General features: G+C 52.8%; 14 protein-coding genes. 4 read left to right on the top strand and 10 right to left on the bottom strand.

Annotated features, from left to right (window positions below):
• Positions 1-3: 3 nt before the first annotated feature.
• On the top strand, positions 4-1,344 hold the full coding sequence (locus tag F7R27_RS07475) for an SLC13 family permease (RefSeq protein WP_240776282.1): 1,341 nt from the start codon (positions 4-6) through the stop codon (positions 1,342-1,344).
• Between the two features lie 60 nt (positions 1,345-1,404).
• Positions 1,405-2,073: a response regulator gene (locus F7R27_RS07470; protein ID WP_151703598.1), complete on the top strand. Its 669-nt coding sequence runs from the start codon at positions 1,405-1,407 to the stop codon at positions 2,071-2,073.
• Positions 2,074-2,082: 9 nt separating this feature from the next.
• On the opposite strand, the gene F7R27_RS07465 is transcribed toward F7R27_RS07470, so the two are convergent.
• From F7R27_RS07465 to ydiJ, 4 genes are all read right to left on the bottom strand, one after another.
• Positions 2,083-4,365 carry a hybrid sensor histidine kinase/response regulator gene (locus F7R27_RS07465; protein ID WP_151703597.1) on the bottom strand — a complete coding sequence of 761 codons (2,283 nt, stop codon included), beginning with the start codon at positions 4,363-4,365 and terminating at the stop codon, positions 2,083-2,085.
• A complete protein-coding gene (gene nosP, locus F7R27_RS07460) occupies positions 4,358-5,518 on the bottom strand; it encodes a nitric oxide-sensing protein NosP (RefSeq protein WP_151703596.1) in 1,161 nt (386 codons plus the stop codon). Before nosP ends, F7R27_RS07465 begins: the two co-directional genes overlap by 8 nt.
• Positions 5,519-6,043: 525 nt before the next feature.
• Complete coding sequence (gene rraA / locus F7R27_RS07455) at positions 6,044-6,535, bottom strand: ribonuclease E activity regulator RraA (protein WP_151703595.1); 492 nt, start codon at positions 6,533-6,535, stop codon at positions 6,044-6,046.
• A gap of 95 nt (positions 6,536-6,630) precedes the next feature.
• Positions 6,631-9,696 (bottom strand): D-2-hydroxyglutarate dehydrogenase YdiJ, encoded by a 3,066-nt coding sequence (gene ydiJ / locus F7R27_RS07450; RefSeq protein ID WP_151703594.1) that lies wholly within the window; start codon positions 9,694-9,696, stop codon positions 6,631-6,633.
• Between the two features lie 113 nt (positions 9,697-9,809).
• On the opposite strand from ydiJ, the gene F7R27_RS07445 reads away from it, so the two are divergent.
• Positions 9,810-10,763, top strand: a complete 954-nt coding sequence (locus F7R27_RS07445; RefSeq protein ID WP_151703593.1) for a LysR family transcriptional regulator — start codon at positions 9,810-9,812, stop codon at positions 10,761-10,763.
• A 20-nt stretch (positions 10,764-10,783) separates the two neighbouring features.
• Here F7R27_RS07445 and F7R27_RS07440 read toward each other — a convergent pair whose 3' ends face one another.
• From F7R27_RS07440 to pbpG, 3 genes are all read right to left on the bottom strand, one after another.
• Positions 10,784-11,977, bottom strand: coding sequence for a YbfB/YjiJ family MFS transporter (locus F7R27_RS07440; RefSeq protein ID WP_151703592.1), 1,194 nt, complete (start codon positions 11,975-11,977; stop codon positions 10,784-10,786).
• Between the two features lie 121 nt (positions 11,978-12,098).
• Positions 12,099-12,707 carry an HAD family hydrolase gene (locus F7R27_RS07435; RefSeq protein WP_151703591.1) on the bottom strand — a complete coding sequence of 203 codons (609 nt, stop codon included), beginning with the start codon at positions 12,705-12,707 and terminating at the stop codon, positions 12,099-12,101.
• A 6-nt stretch (positions 12,708-12,713) separates the two neighbouring features.
• Complete coding sequence (pbpG, locus tag F7R27_RS07430) at positions 12,714-13,634, bottom strand: D-alanyl-D-alanine endopeptidase (RefSeq protein WP_151703590.1); 921 nt, start codon at positions 13,632-13,634, stop codon at positions 12,714-12,716.
• Positions 13,635-13,858: 224 nt separating this feature from the next.
• Here pbpG and F7R27_RS07425 point away from each other — a divergent pair, with 224 nt between their 5' ends.
• Positions 13,859-15,124, top strand: a complete 1,266-nt coding sequence (locus F7R27_RS07425) for a TIGR03862 family flavoprotein (protein WP_151703589.1) — start codon at positions 13,859-13,861, stop codon at positions 15,122-15,124.
• Positions 15,125-15,130: 6 nt separating this feature from the next.
• Here F7R27_RS07425 and trkA read toward each other — a convergent pair whose 3' ends face one another.
• From trkA to F7R27_RS07410, 3 genes are all read right to left on the bottom strand, one after another.
• On the bottom strand, positions 15,131-16,507 hold the full coding sequence (gene trkA / locus F7R27_RS07420; protein ID WP_151703588.1) for a Trk system potassium transporter TrkA: 1,377 nt from the start codon (positions 16,505-16,507) through the stop codon (positions 15,131-15,133).
• 142 nt (positions 16,508-16,649) lie between these two features.
• Entirely contained in the window at positions 16,650-17,330 is a 681-nt protein-coding gene (locus tag F7R27_RS07415) for a response regulator (RefSeq protein ID WP_151703587.1), read from the bottom strand.
• On the bottom strand, positions 17,308-18,762 hold the full coding sequence (locus F7R27_RS07410) for a sensor histidine kinase (protein ID WP_151703586.1): 1,455 nt from the start codon (positions 18,760-18,762) through the stop codon (positions 17,308-17,310). Before F7R27_RS07410 ends, F7R27_RS07415 begins: the two co-directional genes overlap by 23 nt.
• Positions 18,763-18,807: the final 45 nt, after the last annotated feature.

Below are 18,807 nucleotides of genomic sequence, written 5' to 3'. Positions count from 1 at the left end.
ATAATGGCATTAGCGTGCCTGGTACTGGTGCTGTTCCCACCTGCCATGCTGTCACAGGAGCAAACTCTTGCCCTGAGTCTGGTCATTATGGCCATCACCCTCTGGGCAACGGCGTTGCTGCCGGAGTACCTGACTGCCCTGTTGTTTTTTCTGGCGGCGATGTTGTTTAATGTCGCCGATGCATCTGTTGTGTTCTCCGGCTTTACATCGACAGCGATCTGGTTGATCTTCTCCGGCATGGTGCTGGGCGCTGCCATCAAGGATACCGGCCTTGGTGATCGCATCGCCGGTACGCTTGGACGCAACCTTGAGCACAGCTACCCGATGCTGATCAGCGGTATCGTCATCGCCTGCGTGGTACTGGGTTTTTTCATGCCCTCCTCTATCGGTCGCGCCGTGATGATGGTACCTATCGCCATGGCCCTGGCCGATCGATGCCAACTCGTATCCGGCAGCAAAGGGCGTACTGGCGTTGCGCTGGCCGCAGCCTTTGGTTGTCACCTGCCAACCTTTGCCATTTTGCCCTCCAACATTCCCAATATGGTGCTGGTCGGCGCTGCTGAAACCATTTATGGCACCAGCTTCAACTATACCTCCTACCTGCTGCTGCACTTCCCTCTGCTCGGTGTGGTGAAGGCGGCACTGGTGATCTGGTTGATCCTGCGTTTTTTCCCTGATCAGGTTAAGCCTCACCCGAGTGATGTCAGCCTGCCCAGCGCTCTCAATAGCGCTCAGAAGCTGCTGATTATGGTGCTGTCTGCCGCACTGCTCTTCTGGATGACAGACTCATTTCATGGCATCAACCCGGCATGGGTGGGGTTGAGTGCAGCAGTATTTCTGCTGCTGCCCCGTGTCGGCGTTGTCGACAACAAAAGCTTTGCCGCTCAGGTAAACCTGGGCATTCTTCTGTTTATCTCGGCGATTCTGGGTTTGGGCGCCATTATCAATGCCACCGGGCTTGGCGCCATGCTGGGCGAAGCGCTGATCAATGTATTACCACTGGCACCGGGCAGAGATTTCGTCAACTTCGTCTCCCTGATTCTGAGCGCTTTCCTGACCGGCATCCTCACAACGCTGCCTGGTGTGCCCGCAGTACTGACACCCATTGCCGGCGATCTCGCACAGCAGTCCGGCTGGAGCCTGGAGGCTGTACTGATGACGCAGGTAATTGGGTTTTCTACTATTCTGTTCCCTTATCAATCCGGGCCACTGGTAGTCGCAATGCTGCTGGCACGCGAGTCGGTGATCTCAACGCTTAAGCTCACCTTTCCACTGGTCGCCATTACCCTGTTATTTCTGGTGCCGCTGGATTATCTCTGGTGGAAACTCCTCGGTTGGATCTGACCAGGGTTGTAGATGCTGTATAATTGTCAGCAATAATAAAGATAAGCAGGAGCACCAGACTTGTACAAGATACTGATAGCTGATGATCACCCGCTGTTTCGTGAGGCAATCACCAACGTTATTCAAGCGGCCTTTCCAGACAGCCAGACACAGGAAACGTATGATCTGGACACTGCACTCGCCCAAGCGATCGAGCAGGATGATATCGACCTGATACTGTTGGATCTGAATATGCCGGGCATGCATGGACTGAGCGGATTGATGAGTCTGAGAAATCAGGCACCAACCATCCCGGTGGTGATAGTCTCGGCAGAGAATGACAAGCAGATTGTTCTTCAGGCGATCACTTATGGCGCGGTCGGCTTCATCAGCAAATCCTCATCCCGTGAAGAGATGACCCGAGCACTGACGCAGATTCTCAATGGCAGTGTGTATCTGCCTTCAGAAATTATCCGCTCCACTCGCAGTGATCCTGATCGCAGCAGAAACCAGAAGCAGACACCACTGCCTCCTGAGCTGCTTGAGTCTCTTACCCGCAGACAGTTACTGGTTCTGGAGCGCATGGCAAAGGGCGAATCCAATAAGCAGATCGCCTACCACCTGAGTATCGCAGAGACCACCGTCAAGGCGCATGTGTCGGCCATTCTCAGGAAGCTGGGTGTTCATAACCGAGTCCAGGCGATACTGTCAGCCAGCGATATCAACTTTTCGCAGTATCTGCGTCGTTGATTTATTCTGTCATCTTTCAACTGATGGCTTGAGCATATGACTCAGCGCTGCCTTGAGCTTCATCGGCCTGACAGGTTTATGCAGTAGCAAGTAGCCTCGCTCACGTATCTCCTGCTTCAGCTCATTACTGTAGTTAGCCGTGATCATCAATACTGGCAGTGGCTCACCACGACATCGCACCAACTCATTGACCACCTCAATGCCACTGACATCGTTGTCCAGATGATAATCCATGATCAGCAGATCGACAGCTTCGGACGCTATGTCCAACTGCGCTTGAAGTGCCTCCAGGCCAGTTGCAACTCGCAAGTCACATCCCCAACCGGACAACAGTACCTGCATCCCTTTGCAGATAGCCGGATCATTGTCGATCATCCAGATGCGGCTGCCTTGTAACAGCTGATCGAGACCAATCGGAGCTTCAGGTACCTGATCAGCAGTCGGGGCCAGTACACCCAAAGGAACCTCAACGGTAAAGAGAGAGCCTTTACCCTCTTCGGAGCGGACGCTGATCGGATGCGACAGCATCTTCGATATCTTGTCGACTATGGCAAGCCCCAGCCCCAACCCCTTATCTTGAACTGGCCGAAACTGCTGTACACGCTTGAACTCCTGAAAAATCTCTTCAAGCTTATCCTCAGGAATCCCGCACCCCGTGTCCCACACCTGGATTTTCAATGTGCTGGCAGAGCGACGGCAGCCCAGTAGAATGCGTCCACCGGCTGGTGTATAACGCACCGCATTCGACAGCAGATTCCTCAGGATGCGTGCCAGAAGAGTCATATCGCTCATGATGACTGCAGCGCTCGGATGATAGCTGAAACTGAGAGATTCAGTACTGGCGATATGCTTATATTCTGCAGCAATATTATCCATTAATACTTTGATTTCAAAGGTAGATATGTCCGGCTTTACAACACCTGCATCCAGCTTTGAAATATCCACCAGCGTGCCTAACAAGCTCTCCACATCCTCCAGTGAATGACTGACAGAATGTACCAGTGATGCCACATCATCAGACACGGGCTGCTCGAGCAGCGCACTGGTGAAAAGGCGCGCTGCATTGAGTGGTTGCAAAAGGTCATGACTGACAGCCGCCAGAAACTTGGTTTTTGACAGGTTAGCCTGCTCTGCCTCGCGCTTGGCTTCACGCAACCGTCCTTCCACTGCTCGCCGCTCGCCGATCTCCTGGCGCATCTGCTGATTTACTTCGGTCAACTCGGAGGTACGCTCACGTACACGCTGTTCCAGGTGCTGATAGGCCTCCTGCAGCGCCAGCGCCGTCTGCTTGCGCTCAGTGATATCACGAATCAGAACGAATAAGCCGACTGTTTTCCCATCAGCCTCCCGGTTGGGTACATAGGACTTGAGCATATGTCGCAACTGGCCAGCCGCATTATGCTCATCTATCTCAAAGGTGACACTCTCACCCAGTAACGCCTGCTCAATAAAGGGCTGCAGCCTGACAAACTGCTGCACTCCGTGGGCCCGTTGAATGGTTTCACCCAGCAAAGAACCACGGGGCCAACCATACCAGTCGTCATAAACCTGATTGGTAAACTGATAACAGAGATCATCGCCGACATAGGCGATCAAAGCGGGGACATGATCCGTAATCAGGCGAATCCAGCGTTCGCTCTCACGCAGGGTTTCTGCATGCTGTTGTGCCAGTGCCTGCTCGCGCTGAGCCGCCTCACTGGCCTTGAGTGCGGTGATATCGTTATACAGGATGACCAAGCCATCATCTCCGGTGATCCGCTCACTCATCTGCACCCAACGACCGTTGGAAAGTCGATAGACCGTTGCATGGTCGTGACCGATCTGCTCCTCTGCTATCAACCCCCGCTCGTATGCCAGACGTTTGACATCCGAGATAGTAATGCCGCACTCAATCTCCGTGCCGGTGCCGGCCCAGTACTGACGAAACTTGCTGTTGAACAGGACGATCCGGCGCTCACGATCAAACAGGACGAACGCATCGGATATACTTTCGATAGCATCGATAAGGCGCTGATGTGCTATCGCAGCCTCATGGTTAGCGCGTTTGAGCGATTCATTACTCTGCTTGAGATCTGCCAGGGCCGTGTTCAGCGCCTCGGTGCGCTCACGCACCTGCTCGGCCAGCACCACCGAGTGCTCAAAAGCCGCATAGGCATCTGCTCGCAACGCACTGCCACTGCTCCCCTCGACCCGCTCGATCAGAGCATTTTTCATGCGCTCCAGCTTGGCGTTTTCATATTCCAGCACCTCGACGCGCTGCTCAAGCTGTCTGATACGATCCGCATCAGACATAGCGCTGACTCCTGCCGATCACCACGCCGGTAAAGGTCTGATTGATATGCATGCCATCGAACTGTTCGCCATAGGTATTGAACCCCACGACACGATACCGGACCAGAAAATCGGATGTTTCAGTCAGGGTTCCCCGACACTGCGCTTCCAGCTTGCGCAGAAAACAGTCGCAGCCCAGGGTAATCAATGGTGCCCCTATCTGGGCTTCTATGCGTTGAAACTCAGCTTCAAGATTGGGCAGCATATCGCCTGGCTCCATAGCCGTAAGCACTATGCCATTCTCCACGGCGCAATAGAAAGTCAGACTCAGATCCAGATTGACGCGCTGAATGGAGCGCACATAAAACTCCTGTCCGATGCGTACCGCCAGAGGGTTAAGTGCGAATATCTGATGATCCAGCTCTGCCACCGGCACACCCACCAGACGCGCATACTCCTCGGCGGCAGGCTCAGCATTCAACTCAAACACGGTGCGCGTGGCAGGATCTGCCTGGGTAACGATGAACTTTTGTTGCAGGGGAAGCATATGGTGGGTCGTGAAGACCTCGAAATCCAGCAGAGTGTTGATCAGAATAACGACTGCCGCTTTCGTATGGAACTCTCCATCAAAATAGACATGAGTGTTGGCCAGATGGATATCATCACCGGCTGAGCCACCAAAATGCGGAATACTACCAAGTGCCGAATTAAGCGCCAGCAACACCATCTCCTCCTGACTGGACAGGCCATCCAGCAGGGTTATGGCAAAGCTGTGGCCTTTGATGGGTGCAACACGATGCTCAAGGCAGCGGGCGATCAGTGACTCTGTCAGAGCCTGAGCCTGCACCAGACCAAACTGATCCAAGGATTCAATCAGTGCGGCATCTACCGCAAAACAGTGTCGATTAAATCCCAGGGCCGTGATCGAGTGCTGCTCATACCCTTGTGCAGTGATCTCGCCGGCAGTCGTACAACCAATGACTTTAATACCCACTAACGACTGCTCAAGAGACCTGGCCAGTGAGACAAGGTTATACTCAGCTGAACAGAAGAACAGCACAAACCCCAATGCCGGATCGGATAATTGAGCTGCCAGATCACTGGCGGCAAGTGCGGAATCAGTCTGGCGGGATACGGCCGTCTGGACCGGTTCTATCGTATATGATGCATTCATCTAAGCCCCCTGTTTCCACCAGACATCGAGCACCAACCCCTGGTACATGATCACTATACTAAAGGGCTGATCTGATTAGTTTAATGCTACTTCAGTACTGGTTGAATGCAACCTGTGACGCACAGATTAAACAGAGCAGGGCTAACAGCTGTAATAAGCTGCCATTCAAGGTAAAAAAGAATGAGGAATGCGAAGTAAGCTACTGATATAAAAAAGAAGCCGCTTCACTGGCGAAGGGGTGACCAGTGAAGCGGCAGGGTCTTGCAATGTCATGTTGTAACTCAGATATCGATGTCAGGAAGGGGACACTGTGATATTGAGCTTAACCGAGCAACAGCAACGTAATCTTGATAATCCCTGTACATTTAAGCTTTAAATACTGCAGAGACACGTCGCTATCTGTAACATTAGCATTGTCTCGAGCTTCATGCTAATGAATATTTTGAAAATTTGATTAAAATTATTGCATAAGAAAGATTAGTCATTGTATTAAAAGAGAAAAATGTTTTTTCATCACGTAAAACATTAACTCTCTTTCAGAGTCAGTTTCTGTGACGACACCAGTACACCGTTATTATCGGCATACACATATTCGCCCGGCATGAAGGTCACACCACCAAACACGAGTGGCACATTCAGATCTCCCAGACCACGCTTTTCGGTTTTCATCGGGTGGCTGCCCAGCGCCTGCACCCCCAGATTCAACATCCCTATCGCATTAACATCGCGGATACAGCCATAGACAAGAATACCTTCCCAGCCATTCTGCTCGGCCTTCTCTGCCAGCATATCGCCCAGCATCGCCCGACGCATGGAACCGCCGCCATCCACGACCAGTACTTTGCCCTCACCCGGTTCAGCTACCTGCTCGCGCACCAACGAGTTATCCTCATAAGCCTTGATGGTGACTATTTCACCACCAAAGCTTTCACGACCTCCGAAATTAACAAACATAGGCTCAACCACCCTGACCAGATCAGGATACTGGTCACATAGCTCGGGTAACAGATCGTCCATTCAATTCTCCTTCTACATTTTCACTGATGGATCAGTGTGTCTGATCATACCGCTGATTGCACTACAACGAATGACTGATACTGATGGCAAAAAAGTCATTGACGCGCGCGCTGACTGAGAATAGCCAGCAGCACCTGTACCGGATGTGGCAGCTGTTGCCGATCCATGCGCTTCACCTGTGAGCGACAGGAGTAGCCTGTAGCCATCAGGTTACCATTGATCAGTTTGTTATTGACAATCTCACCCCAGCTCAGGCGATAGATATCCTCTGAGCGTCGCAGATTTTCGCGCTCATGGCCGAAAGTACCCGACATGCCACAGCAGCCGGTAGAGAGTATCTCCAGCTCCTGCCCCATCGCCGTGAAGATCGACTGCCACTGACGCAACGAAGGTGCTGCCGAGGTTTTTTCGGTGCAGTGAGCCAGCAAACGGTAAGTACCACCCTGAGCCTTATCTGCCAGATTCAGCTGTTCAAGCTCACCGCTGAGCCACTCCTGCAGCAACTGTACCTTCGGCAGCTCTCCACTGACAAACTCACGATACTCCTGGCGATAAGTCAGCGTCATGGAGGGGTCCAGACCAATCAACGGCACGCCACTGGCCTCCAGTGCTCGCAACATTGCCACATTATCCTTGGCGGCCTGCTCGAACTTCTGCATGAAGCCATGCACATGTAAAGGCTTTCCATTGGGTTTGAAGGGGGCCACCAGCAGGTTGAAGCCCAGACGCGTCAGCAGATCGGCCAGATCCAGCACCAACTGAGTTTCAAAATAACTGGTGAAGGCATCCTGAACCAGAATCACGCTGCGCGCTTTTTGCGATGGGCTCAGTGCAGCGATCACCTCCGGTGTTGCCCAGTCTATGGCGCGCGCCTTCAGTCCCTGTTTCAGGCTGAAACGACAGATTTGCGGACTATCCACCAGACCGACAACATGTTTCATCACCGCACGGCTGAACGGGTTATTCATCAGCAGGTTATAGGGTGCCGGAAACCTGGCCACGACAGGCATCATATACTCCAGACTGCCCACCAGGTAATCCTTCACCGGACGCAGGTAGCGGCCATAGTAAAGTTCAAGAAAACGGGCGCGAAAATCCGGTACATTGACCTTGATCGGGCACTGCCCGACACAGGATTTACACGCCAGGCATCCCATCATCGCCTCATGCACTTCGTGCGAGAAATCATACTCGCCACGGCGACGCCCCAGTGTATTCTTCACCTTGGTCGGCAGACCGGATAACCAGCTTCTACTGCGGATATGCCCTGCTTCGGCAACCGGATCACTACCCTGCTCTGCCAGCAATCGCAGCCATTCGCGAATCAACGATGCGCGCCCCTTGGGCGAGTGTACCCTCTCACGAGTTCCCTTCCATGATGGGCACATCGCATCGTTCGGGTCATAGTTAAAGCAGGCACCGTTACCATTACAGTTCATCGCCGAATCATACTGTTCACGTACCACAGCACTGATCTGACGATCATGACGACCGCGTGTCGGCACCCCATCTATCTTCAGCAGCTCCACACCCTCTATTGCAGGTGTTGCAATCTTGCCAGGGTTCATCTGATTGCGCGGATCAAAGGCCGCCTTGATCCGCTGCAACTGTGGATAGAGCTCGCCAAAGAATTCAGGTGCGTATTCCGAGCGTACCCCCTTACCGTGCTCACCCCACAGCAAGCCCTTGTATTGACGGGTCAGCCTGACCACCTCATCGGTAATCGTGCGTACCAGCTTCTCCTGCTCCGCGTCTTTCATATCCAGTGCCGGTCTGACATGCAACACCCCGGCATCGACATGTCCGAACATCCCGTATTGCAACCCGTGATCATCCAGCACCTTACGAAATGCCATGATGAAATCTGCCAGATTTTCAGGCGGCACAGCTGTATCCTCAACAAAAGGTACCGGACGCTTCTGCCCCTGAGTATTACCCAGCAGCCCGACCGCTTTCTTACGCATCGCCCAGACCTTGTTGATCTCGGCTGATCCGTAAACCACGCTATGCCCAAAGCTTTTACCCGCTTGACCGGATACCGCATCCAGATGCTGACACAGACGCTCTACCTTTCCTTTCAGCTCTGCTTCATCTTCGCCGGTATACTCAATAAGATTGATACCCTGAATCACCGGCTCATCATCACGCTGCGGAAAATAGTCACGCACGGTATCCCAGACAATATCTCCCATCGCCAGATTGAGTACTTTGGAATCTATGGTTTCTATCGATGTCGGCTGCCACTCCATCAAGGATTTGGCATCACGCAGCGAGGATTCGAAACTGTCGTACTTGACGTTGACCAGCGCCGAATAGGTCGGGATCGGCAGCACATTGAGGCGCGCCTCTGCAATAAACGCCAGAGAACCTTCGGCGCCGCAGAGAATGGAGTTCAGATTGAAACGACCCGATTCATCATAAATATGCGCCAGATCATAACCGGTCAGGCAGCGATTCAGCTTGGGAAAACACGCATCAATCAACTCGGCCTGGTCCCGATGAATCTCGTCCAGCAGCCGATGAATCTCCCCTACTTTACCCGGCTGGGTTTTCGCGACCTCAAGTTCACTGGCTTCCAAGGGTGCTGAGTGCCAGATATCGCCACCCAGCCAGACACTGGTCAGATCCAGCACATGGTCACGTGTTTTGCCATACAATACCGAGCCCTGCCCGCTGGCATCGGTATTGATCATACCGCCAATGGTGGCGCGGTTACTGGTCGACAGTTCCGGAGCAAAAAACAGTCCGTAGGGTTTGAGTGCCGCATTGAGCTGGTCCTTGACCACACCACCCTGCACCCTCACCCATCGCTCATCGGGATTGATTTCGAGTATCCGATTCATATGCCGGGACACATCCACCACCAGCCCATCCGTCAGCGACTGACCATTGGTGCCCGTACCGCCGCCCCGTGCGCTGAGCGCAACTGACTGAAAGCGCTCCTCTTCTGCCAGCTTGGCTATTCTGACCAGATCCTCGGTTCGCTTTGGATAGATGACGCCCTGTGGCAGCACCTGATAGATACTGTTGTCGGTCGACAGCACCACTCGGTTGGCATAATCGGGATTCAGGTCGCCCTCAAAACCACTACGCTTGAGAGTTTCGATGAAATCGAGATACAGCGATTGAGTGGCGTTGATCTCGGCAATACGTGGAATCATGAGGCTGCCTGCTGGGAAAAAGTTCTGACTGGTGTTGTAGGATGCAATGATGCAAAATATCCATTAATCATTCAAACGATAAAATTCTATCAATTAATCTAAATAATCAATAAATGAATATTTCCATTCGCCATCTTCAAGCCTTTGTCGAGATTGCATCCAGTGGCAGTTTTACCCGTGCAGCCGAACATCTGCACCTGACACAGTCAACGCTGACCGCCACCATCAAGCAGCTGGAAGAACAGGCAGAGCTGACCCTGCTGGATCGTACCACTCGCCGTGTATTCCTGACTCAGGAGGGTGAACGGTTTTTGCCTGTAGCCCAACGCCTGCTGTCCGACTTTCGTTCCGCGATGGAGGATCTGCGTGCCACATCACTGCGCCAACAGGGACATGTCGGTCTTGCGGCCTCTCCCTCCATGCTGACACGCCTGCTGCCGACCATCGTCAAGCACTTCGCTACCGATTACCCGGGGATCAGCCTTTATCTGCGCGATGATGGTGCTGGCGGTATCGAACAGCGCGTGCTGGATAATGAGGTGGACTTCGGTCTGGCCAGTAACCACTCGCGCCAAGCTGAGCTGAATTATGAGCCGGTACTTCGCGACCGTTATGGTGTTGTGGTACCTCAGGAGCACCCTTTGGTCACACTGACACAGCCTTTGCAGTGGGATCAGGTTCGCGCCTATCCATTAATTCTGCTCTCCTCTGATACCGGTATTCGAGCACAACTGGAGGGATTTTCAGCTCAGGGAGTAGCGCCTGTCACTCTGGAAACATCACTGCTTGAGGTATCCAACCCGGCAGGTCTTGCCGCTCTGATCAGTGAAGGGCTAGGCATCTCAATCATTCCAGCCCTGGCCGCCGACACCAGTTCATTTGAGCGCTTGCGCTTCATTCCGCTGGACACTCCTCTCATAGAGCGTGAAATCTGCATCATCACCCGCCGTAAACGCTCGCTGACGCCTGCGGCAGAGTCTCTGCTCCAGTATGTCAGGGATGGTCTGGCGAAAGCACAGCTGCCCGCCAGTGTTCGTTTTATCGGTAAAGGGCAGAAATCCGAATAGATGAGCCTTGTGGATCAGGCTCAGATCTGAACCCTGCGCTGCCTGACCAGCAACAGACAAAGCACGCCGACCATCGCCAGTGAGCCTGCCAGCACAAACACACTTCCTGCACCGAGACTCCCTGTATAGAGCGCTGCAAAACCGAAACCGGCAAATGCCTGCGACAGGGCGAATATCGCCGTTGCCAACCCCCAGGCCCATGCATGATGTTCAAGCCCCACCAGTTCAGCCAGACGCCCTGAGGTCAATGCCACCACTCCAGGGATCAGCGCACCTACAGCGAAGGATGACAGGCTGATAAATACTGGCGCATGCAAAAAGGTCGGCATCATGATCGCCAGACTTTTCAGCACCAGCGCAACCAACAGTGTACGACTGACACCAAAGCGCGCAGACAGCAGAGCGACCATGAAGGGCCCCACTATCGCTCCAATACCGAACAGCGCCCACTGAAAACCACCGGCAGCTGAGGACCAGCCAAGATGACGCTGCAGATAATCCACCCAGAAAACCGTATGCGGCACAAAGGCGGCAGCATCCAAGGCATAGGCAACAACCACAACGCCCATACCCGCCATCAGTAAGGAGCGCTTGTCGGCACGGTTGAGTATGTGAGCATGCTGCCCGTTACTGAATGAGACGAGCGGCCATCTGAACATATAGAGAAACACCAGCAGGGCTGTAACACCCAGTGCAGCCCAGCCATAGCTGTTGGAAAGGTTCACCAACATTGGAACCAGTGTTGCAGAGAGCAGTATGCCAACGCCTATACCGGCAAATACGCAGGTGGATGCCACCTTGCGCACATTTTCCGGCAGCAGTCGCATTACAGAGGCGGGCCCCAGTACCATCAGCAGTGCACCGGTCATACCGGCGATAAACCGCCAAAGGTAAAACCAGCCGGCAGGCTGTGGCAGAATACAAAGCAGGAAGCTGAGGACGATGCCCAGTGCTGAGCATTGAATGATGCGATGCACGGGAAAGCGTTTCGCCAGTGCCGAAGCGGTCAAAGCACCAAGCAGATAGCCCAGCAGATTCACTGCCCCCATCAAGCCAACGGTACGTTCTGAAAACCACCCGGCTTCGATCATACCCGGTACCAGCGCGGCATAGGCAAAACGACCGAGACCTATTCCCATACCTGTTGCAGCCATCCCCAGCAAGACCAGCCGCAGGATATCTCTGTTCAGGTAATCTTCAAGCCAGAGCTTCATACTGGATCCCGCCCAAAAGCGATCGAGTATACAGTTCAGCTAATGTAAAGCTCTGCGACTTTAGTCGCATGGAGTCTACTGACAGGCAGACTCAAAGCTGTTAGTAAGGCAGTGAGTCAGATCAGGGCGTCAGTGCCAACCTTCTCTTCTCAACCTTTCTGGTCAACTCATCAAAATGGTCGATTATCCAGTCGGCTTGTTCCGCGAAATGAGCATTTCGGGCGTTGCGATACAGGCAGGAAGCCATGCGTGCATTCGCCGCCACCTGTATATCAAAGATGTAATCACCGATATAAACCATATCACCACAGGGGATACCAAGCTTGTCGGCAATCAGGTGCAATCCCTCAGGATCTGGCTTGGCCAGGCAGTCTTCACGCGTCAGAACCAGATCGATCGGTATATCCAGATTTGTCAGGGTCAACTCAGTGGCTTCACGCATATTCCGGGTCAGGATAGCCATGGGCATACCGAGTTGGTGCAAAGCATCAATACAGGCTTTGGCACCCGGCATCCAGGTAGCTCTTCGTGCGCCCTCAAGTTCATGCTTGCGAACCACTTCTTCGATTGAACGCCTGGCATCCGGGCATTCGAGCTGACCCATATGCTCCAGAATAGCTGTGCCATGAGGCAAACCCAGCTCATCGCACATCGCTTTGAAGTCGAGGCCTGAATCAACCAGCGTTCCATCCAGGTCAAACACGACTGCCCTGATAGCCATCAGATCCATGATCAATTACCTGCTGCTGTAAAGTTCAGTCCTGCGCTGGCGCTCATAGGCCAGGGCCTCGCTGGTTACATCACCACCATTGCCGGTCTCAAGCCAACGACGGACACGTCCGGCATCACCGATCGGTGACATTCTGCCCAGCGAATCCAGAAACACCATAGCGACCAGCTCACCATCAATTCGCGCGACCATCACCAGGCAGCGCCCTGCAGCATTCAGGAAGCCAGTCTTGCTCATCTGCACATCCCAGCGCTCGGACCGCACCAGAGGATTGGTGTTGCCATATGCCAGTGCATAGCGGGGTTTTCTGAAATTAACGTCGTAATTGCCGACTGTCGATAGCTTGCGAATCTCGTCATATTGATATGCGGCTGCCACCAGTTTGAGCAGGTCTGAAGCGGTGGAACGGTTGTCGGTGGAAAGTCCTGTGGAGTCTACGAAACGAGTATTATGCATACCCAGTGCTCTGGCCTTTTCGTTCATCGCGGCGATAAACGCATCATAGCCACCTGGATAATGGCGCGCCAATTGATAGGAGGCCAGATTTTCAGAGGACATCAGAGACATCCGCAGCAAGTCATGTCGTTTGGCTTCAGATCCGACACGAATACGGGAGTAGGCATTCGTCGCTGCAGGCTTGTGGCGTTTGCTGATCTCGACCCACTCATCAAGCGACTGATCCGAATCCAGCACGATCATGGCGGTCATGAGTTTAGTGATCGACGCAATCGGGACAACCTTGTCGGCATGTTTACTGAAGATCACTGCATCTGATCCCAGCGGGGCGATAGCCGCATGAACAGAGGCAAGATTCAGCGCTGAACTATCCAGTGTCTGCGCCTTGTGCGTGAGTGCAGTGTCGGCCATGACTGGTGCAGCAGGGATAGTGGCAAAAAGAATAGCGGCAGCAAGCAGTAGTTTTTTCATGATACAGATTCAACAATAGATGGAAAAAAACAGATGAACAGATACCGATAATTCATCCGACACCACCATCATGATAATGGAAACCCGAATAAAGTGCTCGCCCCTTTCTCTTAAATTATACGCGGTTACTACTGCTCTGCCGGGGCATTACTTCGCTGCTGAAGCGACACCTGCTATCATGCCGCATGACAGACACCCAACAGACAACACGATAAGCAGGCCCGATGAATCAACACGCCCCCTCCTCCCAGTCAGTTGACACTCGTCCACTGGTCGCGATCATCGGTGGCGGTCCTGCAGGCTTGATTGCAGCAGAAACCCTGGCCGATGCCGGCATAAATGTTGAGCTGTTTGATGCCATGCCCTCGCTTGGACGGAAATTTCTGATGGCCGGTCGTGGTGGCCTTAATATCACCCATACCGAACCCTTTGAAGACTTCATCACTCGCTATGGTGAGCGCTCAGCACAGATGCTGCCGATGCTGCAAAATTTTGATGCCAACCATCTGCGACTCTGGGCGGCCAATCTGGGCATTGAAACCTTTGTCGGCTCGTCCGGGCGTGTTTTTCCACGTGAGATGAAAGCTGCACCGTTGCTGCGCGCCTGGTTACACCGTTTGCGTGCTCAGGGGGTACGTTTTCATGTCAGACATCGCTGGACCGGCTGGGAGCAACAGCAACTGACATTTGAAACGCCTGAGGGGGTCCGCTCAGTCCGTGCCGATGCGACTCTGCTGGCACTGGGGGGCGGCAGCTGGGCTAAACTGGGATCAGATGGTGCATGGTATCCGTTGCTTGAAGCCGTCGGAGTTCTGCTGCAACCACTACGACCTGCCAACTGTGGCTTTATCACCGACTGGAGCGAGCTGATGCAGAGTAGACATGCCGGAGAGCCATTGAAAGGTGTTATGTTGAGCTGCACCGACCCGCAGGGCAAACACTGGCAACAGAAGGGCGAGCTGATGCTGACGCGCTACGGACTTGAGGGTGGATTGATCTACGCCCTGTCGGCACCCATTCGCGATACCATCGAGACACAGGGATCAGCCGTGATCACAATTGATCTGATACCGGATCGCAGTGAACAGCAACTGCTGAAGGCATTGAGCAAACCGCGCGGTTCACGCTCATTGAGCAACCATCTGCGTCGGCAGGGAATCAAGAGCATCCAGACTGATCTGCTGCGCGAGGTACTCAGCGCCGAACAGATGCAGGATATGGCCCAGCTCGCCAGCACACTGAAATCCCTGCCCCTGACACTGACCGCCACTCGGCCGATGGATGAAGCAATCAGCACGACCGGCGGCGTCGATTTTAGCGCCATGACAGAGGATCTGATGCTGAACAAACGGCCCGGTACTTTCTGTGCCGGTGAGATGCTGGACTGGGAAGCACCCACAGGTGGTTATCTGCTGACCGCCTGCTTTGCCAGCGGTCATCATGCCGCCAAAGGTGTGATGAAGTGGCTGGCTGCAGAAAACAGGCTGTAACTATCGTTAAAAGAAGGTAAGCCCGACCTGAAACAGCTTTTCCACCTCATGGATGCGCTTTTTGTCGACCAGGAACATGATGACATGATCATCATTTTCTATGCGTATATCACCATGAGCTATCAGCACCTTCTTCTCACGAACAATTGCAGCTATCGTTGTTCCAGCAGGCAAATCTATCTCATCGATGGTTTTACCAACAACCCTGGAGTTACCGGGATCACCATGGGCTATCGCTTCAATCGCCTCCGCTGCACCTCGTCTCAGGGAATGAACCGCCACTACATCGCCCCGACGGACATAGGCCAGTAATGCTCCAATCGTTGTCTGCTGTGGCGAGATGGCAATATCGATCACACCACCCTGAACCAGATCCACATACGCGGGGTTATTGATCAATGTCATCACTGTGCGAGCGCCGAGACGCTTGGCCAGCATTGAGGACATGATATTGGCCTCATCATCATTGGTAAGTGCAAGGAAGACATCGCAGTTTTCTATATTCTCCTCCAGCAGCAAGTCCTTATTCGAGGCACTGCCATGTAATACGATGCAGGAAGTCAGATGGTGGGACAATTGAACACAGCGCTGCTTGTTTAACTCAATCAGTTTTACCTGATGATTCGACTCGAGCTGCTCTGCCAATCGCGCTCCGATATTACCGCCACCGGCTATCATGATGCGCCGATAGGGTTTATCCAGTCGGCGTAACTCACTCATCACCAGCCTGATATCCTGCCTGGCGGCTACGAAGAATACCTCATCATCTGCCTCCACCAGAGTCGATCCATCAGGGATGATGGCACGGTCCTGACGGTAAATCGCAGCCACACGCATATCGACACTGGGAAGATGCTGTTTGAGAAATGCGATTTCGCGTCCAACCAGAGGGCCACCATAGTAGGCGCGGATGGCGACCAACTGAGCGCTGCCCTCAGCAAAGTCGATCACCTGAAGAGCACCGGGGTACTCAATCAGTTTTTTGATATGTCGCGTCACCAGCTCTTCAGGGCTGATCAAGACATCGACCGGCATTGCGGAACTGGCAAAGAGGGAACGGTTATTCAAGAGATAGTCGTGCTCTCGCACACGTGCAATCTTGGTAGGAACACTGAAGAGAGTATGAGCCACCTGACACGCCATCATATTCACTTCATCACTGCTGGTAACCGCAATCAGCATATCCGCATCACGTGCACCCGCCTGCTCCAGCGTAGATGGGAAAGATGCTCTGCCCTCTAATGTTCTGATATCCAGCCGGTCCTGTAACTCACGCAATCGTGCCGCCTGAGTATCAATAATAGTGATGTCATTTGACTCACCAGCCAGATTCTCGGCTAAAGTGCCACCGACCTGCCCGGCACCCAGAATAATAATTCTCATGATTTACGCCAACTCCAGACACTGAGATCCAATGCAACAGCCAGCCGTCAAAGCGCTGTTCCATAGATCTATTGTCAAAGGAAGTGGCGTAAACAAGCCATTCGTGAGTCAGGAGAGAGGTATAAACATTGTGTAAATATTTTCAGCCACTTTTGAATCGATACCCAACACCCGTTTCGGTTTCGATATAACGAGGTGCTGTCGGATCATCCTTCAGTTTGCTGCGCAGTCGGCCGATGAATACACGCAGGTAGTGTGTGTCCTTGGTATGATATTCGCCCCAGATTTCGCGCAGCAACTGTTGTTGAGTGAGAATCCGTCCCGGATAGGTGATCAGTGCCCTGAGCAATTCAAACTCTTTTTTGGACAGATGCACCTCCTCTCCATTGAGTTGCACTTTACGACTTTGCAGATCAACCGACAGATAGCCATCATCAAAGTTGACCGGTGGTACATCTATGCTGGAAAACGTACGCAGCACAGAGCGGATTCTGGCTAAGAGTTCGTTTGCTCCGAAAGGTTTCTCGACATAGTCATTACAACCACTATCGAGCGCCTGAACCTTCTCCTTTTCAGAAGAACGTACCGATAACACAATGACAGGCCCCTGATAGAAATCTCTGAGTGCCTTGAGCAGATCCTGACCATCGATATCCGGCAGGCCAAGATCCATAATGATCAGATCCGGTGATTTCAGTGCAGCCGTTTGCAAGCCACTGAGAGCATCAACTGCCTCCAATACCTGATACCCCTGTGAACTGAGGCAGATGGTCAGAAACCGCCTGATCTGAGGTTCATCATCAATGATCAGTATCTGAGTCATCACACCCCCTTTGCATATCGTCGACTTCTGGATCGCTCGGAAGACTGAGGCGAATTGTCGTGCCACGCCCCGGGCTGCTTTCGAGTACGATTGCCTGTCCACCATGAGCGCCGATGATGCCACGGCAGATCGCCAGGCCGAGTCCAGTCCCCGAGGGATACTGATCACCGTGCCCGAGTGTATGGAACATGTCGAAAATACTGTCCCATTCATTTACCGGGATGCCCGGCCCGGAGTCCTTGACATCAATATTCACAAACTGTGCGCTGAGTCTGGCACTTAAATGAATAGTGGACGACGCAGGTGAAAACCTCACTGCGTTTTCCAGTACATTAAACAGGGCCTGCTCAATCAGGGCCGGATGAACATACAGCAGTGGCAAATTATCCGAAAGCTCAATATTCAACTGCACACTGTTCAACTGCGGTTTGATACGTTTGATGACCACACTGATAATATCATCAAGCCCAACCCAATCACGATCCAGCGACAGTTCGCCCTGGCCAAGTCGAGTCATATCGATCAACTTCTGTATATAGCCATCAAGACGTCGCGCTTCAGTCAGAGTATTATTAAGAAGCTCTCTTTTCTGCTCCGGAGTAAAGGCCCCTTCCAACTCAATCAGGCTCGACACCGAACCGATCATGGTTGCCAGTGGCGTTCTGAGGTCATGAGAGATGGATGACAGCAGCGCTGAGCGCAACTGCTCTCGCTCTTTGATCGTTGTTTCCTCCTGCAAAGCCTGTGCAAGCAGGCTTCGATCCCATGCCAGACGAGCCAGATTCACAAACCCTTCAAGATGCGCTCTCTTTTCTGTCGCTACAGCATGACCGAAGTCTAATTCAAGCCGTATCTGACAACACCAGTCCTTCAGAAAAAGAATACTCACTATGCCATTCTCCTCCAGTAGAATGACTGTATCCTCTGCCCCCTTTTCATCCGCAACAGAGCCAATCTTTTCCTGGCCATCGGGTTGATAGCTGATGGTGCAGCGTCGCGAAAAATAACTGGCCAGTTGCCGCTGCAGCACATCGGCAATCTCGGCGCCATTGACACAGGGTGCCAGCATCTGCGCAAATGCTATCTGGCGTTGATTCCATTGATGGCTTATCTGCAGTGCTTCTACTTTTTCGCTGAGTCTCGCCGCAAGATGGCCGGTCACAACCGCCACCAGAACTAATAGCACTGCAGTCAGTACATCTTCTCTATGCAGAATCAACAGCGTGAAACGTGGTTCTGTGTGAAAGAAGTTATAAATCAGAAAGCTCAGCAACGCACTGATCAATGCGGGTTTGACGCGGGTGCTGACAGCCGTGATGAGCACGCCTGCCAGGTAGATCATCGCCAGATTGGCGCTGGGCAACACCGGCGACAGTAGCAGCGAAATACCCAACGCCAGCAACGGCATAAACCAGGGCAATATCCAGATCATGTTTCGATTAATCCGTTGTGAAAATATTGATTGTTTACTCACCAG

The organism is Nitrincola alkalilacustris, from assembly GCF_008973755.1.
Lineage (GTDB): Bacteria > Pseudomonadota > Gammaproteobacteria > Pseudomonadales > Balneatricaceae > Nitrincola > Nitrincola alkalilacustris.
Note: the sequence above shows the minus strand (reverse complement) of the source record. Positions and strands in the feature narration are given on the sequence as shown.

What these genes read in the sequence shown, in the direction of transcription:
- F7R27_RS07475 (WP_240776282.1), top strand. Translation starts at nt 4, where the DNA reads ATGGCATTAGCGTGCCTGGTACTGGTGCTGTTCCCACCTGCCATGCTG.
- F7R27_RS07465 (WP_151703597.1), bottom strand. Translation starts at nt 4,365, where the DNA reads ATGTCTGATGCGGATCGTATCAGACAGCTTGAGCAGCGCGTCGAGGTG.
- nosP (WP_151703596.1), bottom strand. Translation starts at nt 5,518, where the DNA reads ATGAATGCATCATATACGATAGAACCGGTCCAGACGGCCGTATCCCGC.
- rraA (WP_151703595.1), bottom strand. Translation starts at nt 6,535, where the DNA reads ATGGACGATCTGTTACCCGAGCTATGTGACCAGTATCCTGATCTGGTC.
- ydiJ (WP_151703594.1), bottom strand. Translation starts at nt 9,696, where the DNA reads ATGATTCCACGTATTGCCGAGATCAACGCCACTCAATCGCTGTATCTC.
- F7R27_RS07445 (WP_151703593.1), top strand. Translation starts at nt 9,810, where the DNA reads ATGAATATTTCCATTCGCCATCTTCAAGCCTTTGTCGAGATTGCATCC.
- F7R27_RS07440 (WP_151703592.1), bottom strand. Translation starts at nt 11,977, where the DNA reads ATGAAGCTCTGGCTTGAAGATTACCTGAACAGAGATATCCTGCGGCTG.
- F7R27_RS07435 (WP_151703591.1), bottom strand. Translation starts at nt 12,707, where the DNA reads ATGGATCTGATGGCTATCAGGGCAGTCGTGTTTGACCTGGATGGAACG.
- pbpG (WP_151703590.1), bottom strand. Translation starts at nt 13,634, where the DNA reads ATGAAAAAACTACTGCTTGCTGCCGCTATTCTTTTTGCCACTATCCCT.
- F7R27_RS07425 (WP_151703589.1), top strand. Translation starts at nt 13,859, where the DNA reads ATGAATCAACACGCCCCCTCCTCCCAGTCAGTTGACACTCGTCCACTG.
- trkA (WP_151703588.1), bottom strand. Translation starts at nt 16,507, where the DNA reads ATGAGAATTATTATTCTGGGTGCCGGGCAGGTCGGTGGCACTTTAGCC.
- F7R27_RS07415 (WP_151703587.1), bottom strand. Translation starts at nt 17,330, where the DNA reads ATGACTCAGATACTGATCATTGATGATGAACCTCAGATCAGGCGGTTT.
- F7R27_RS07410 (WP_151703586.1), bottom strand. Translation starts at nt 18,762, where the DNA reads ATGATCTGGATATTGCCCTGGTTTATGCCGTTGCTGGCGTTGGGTATT.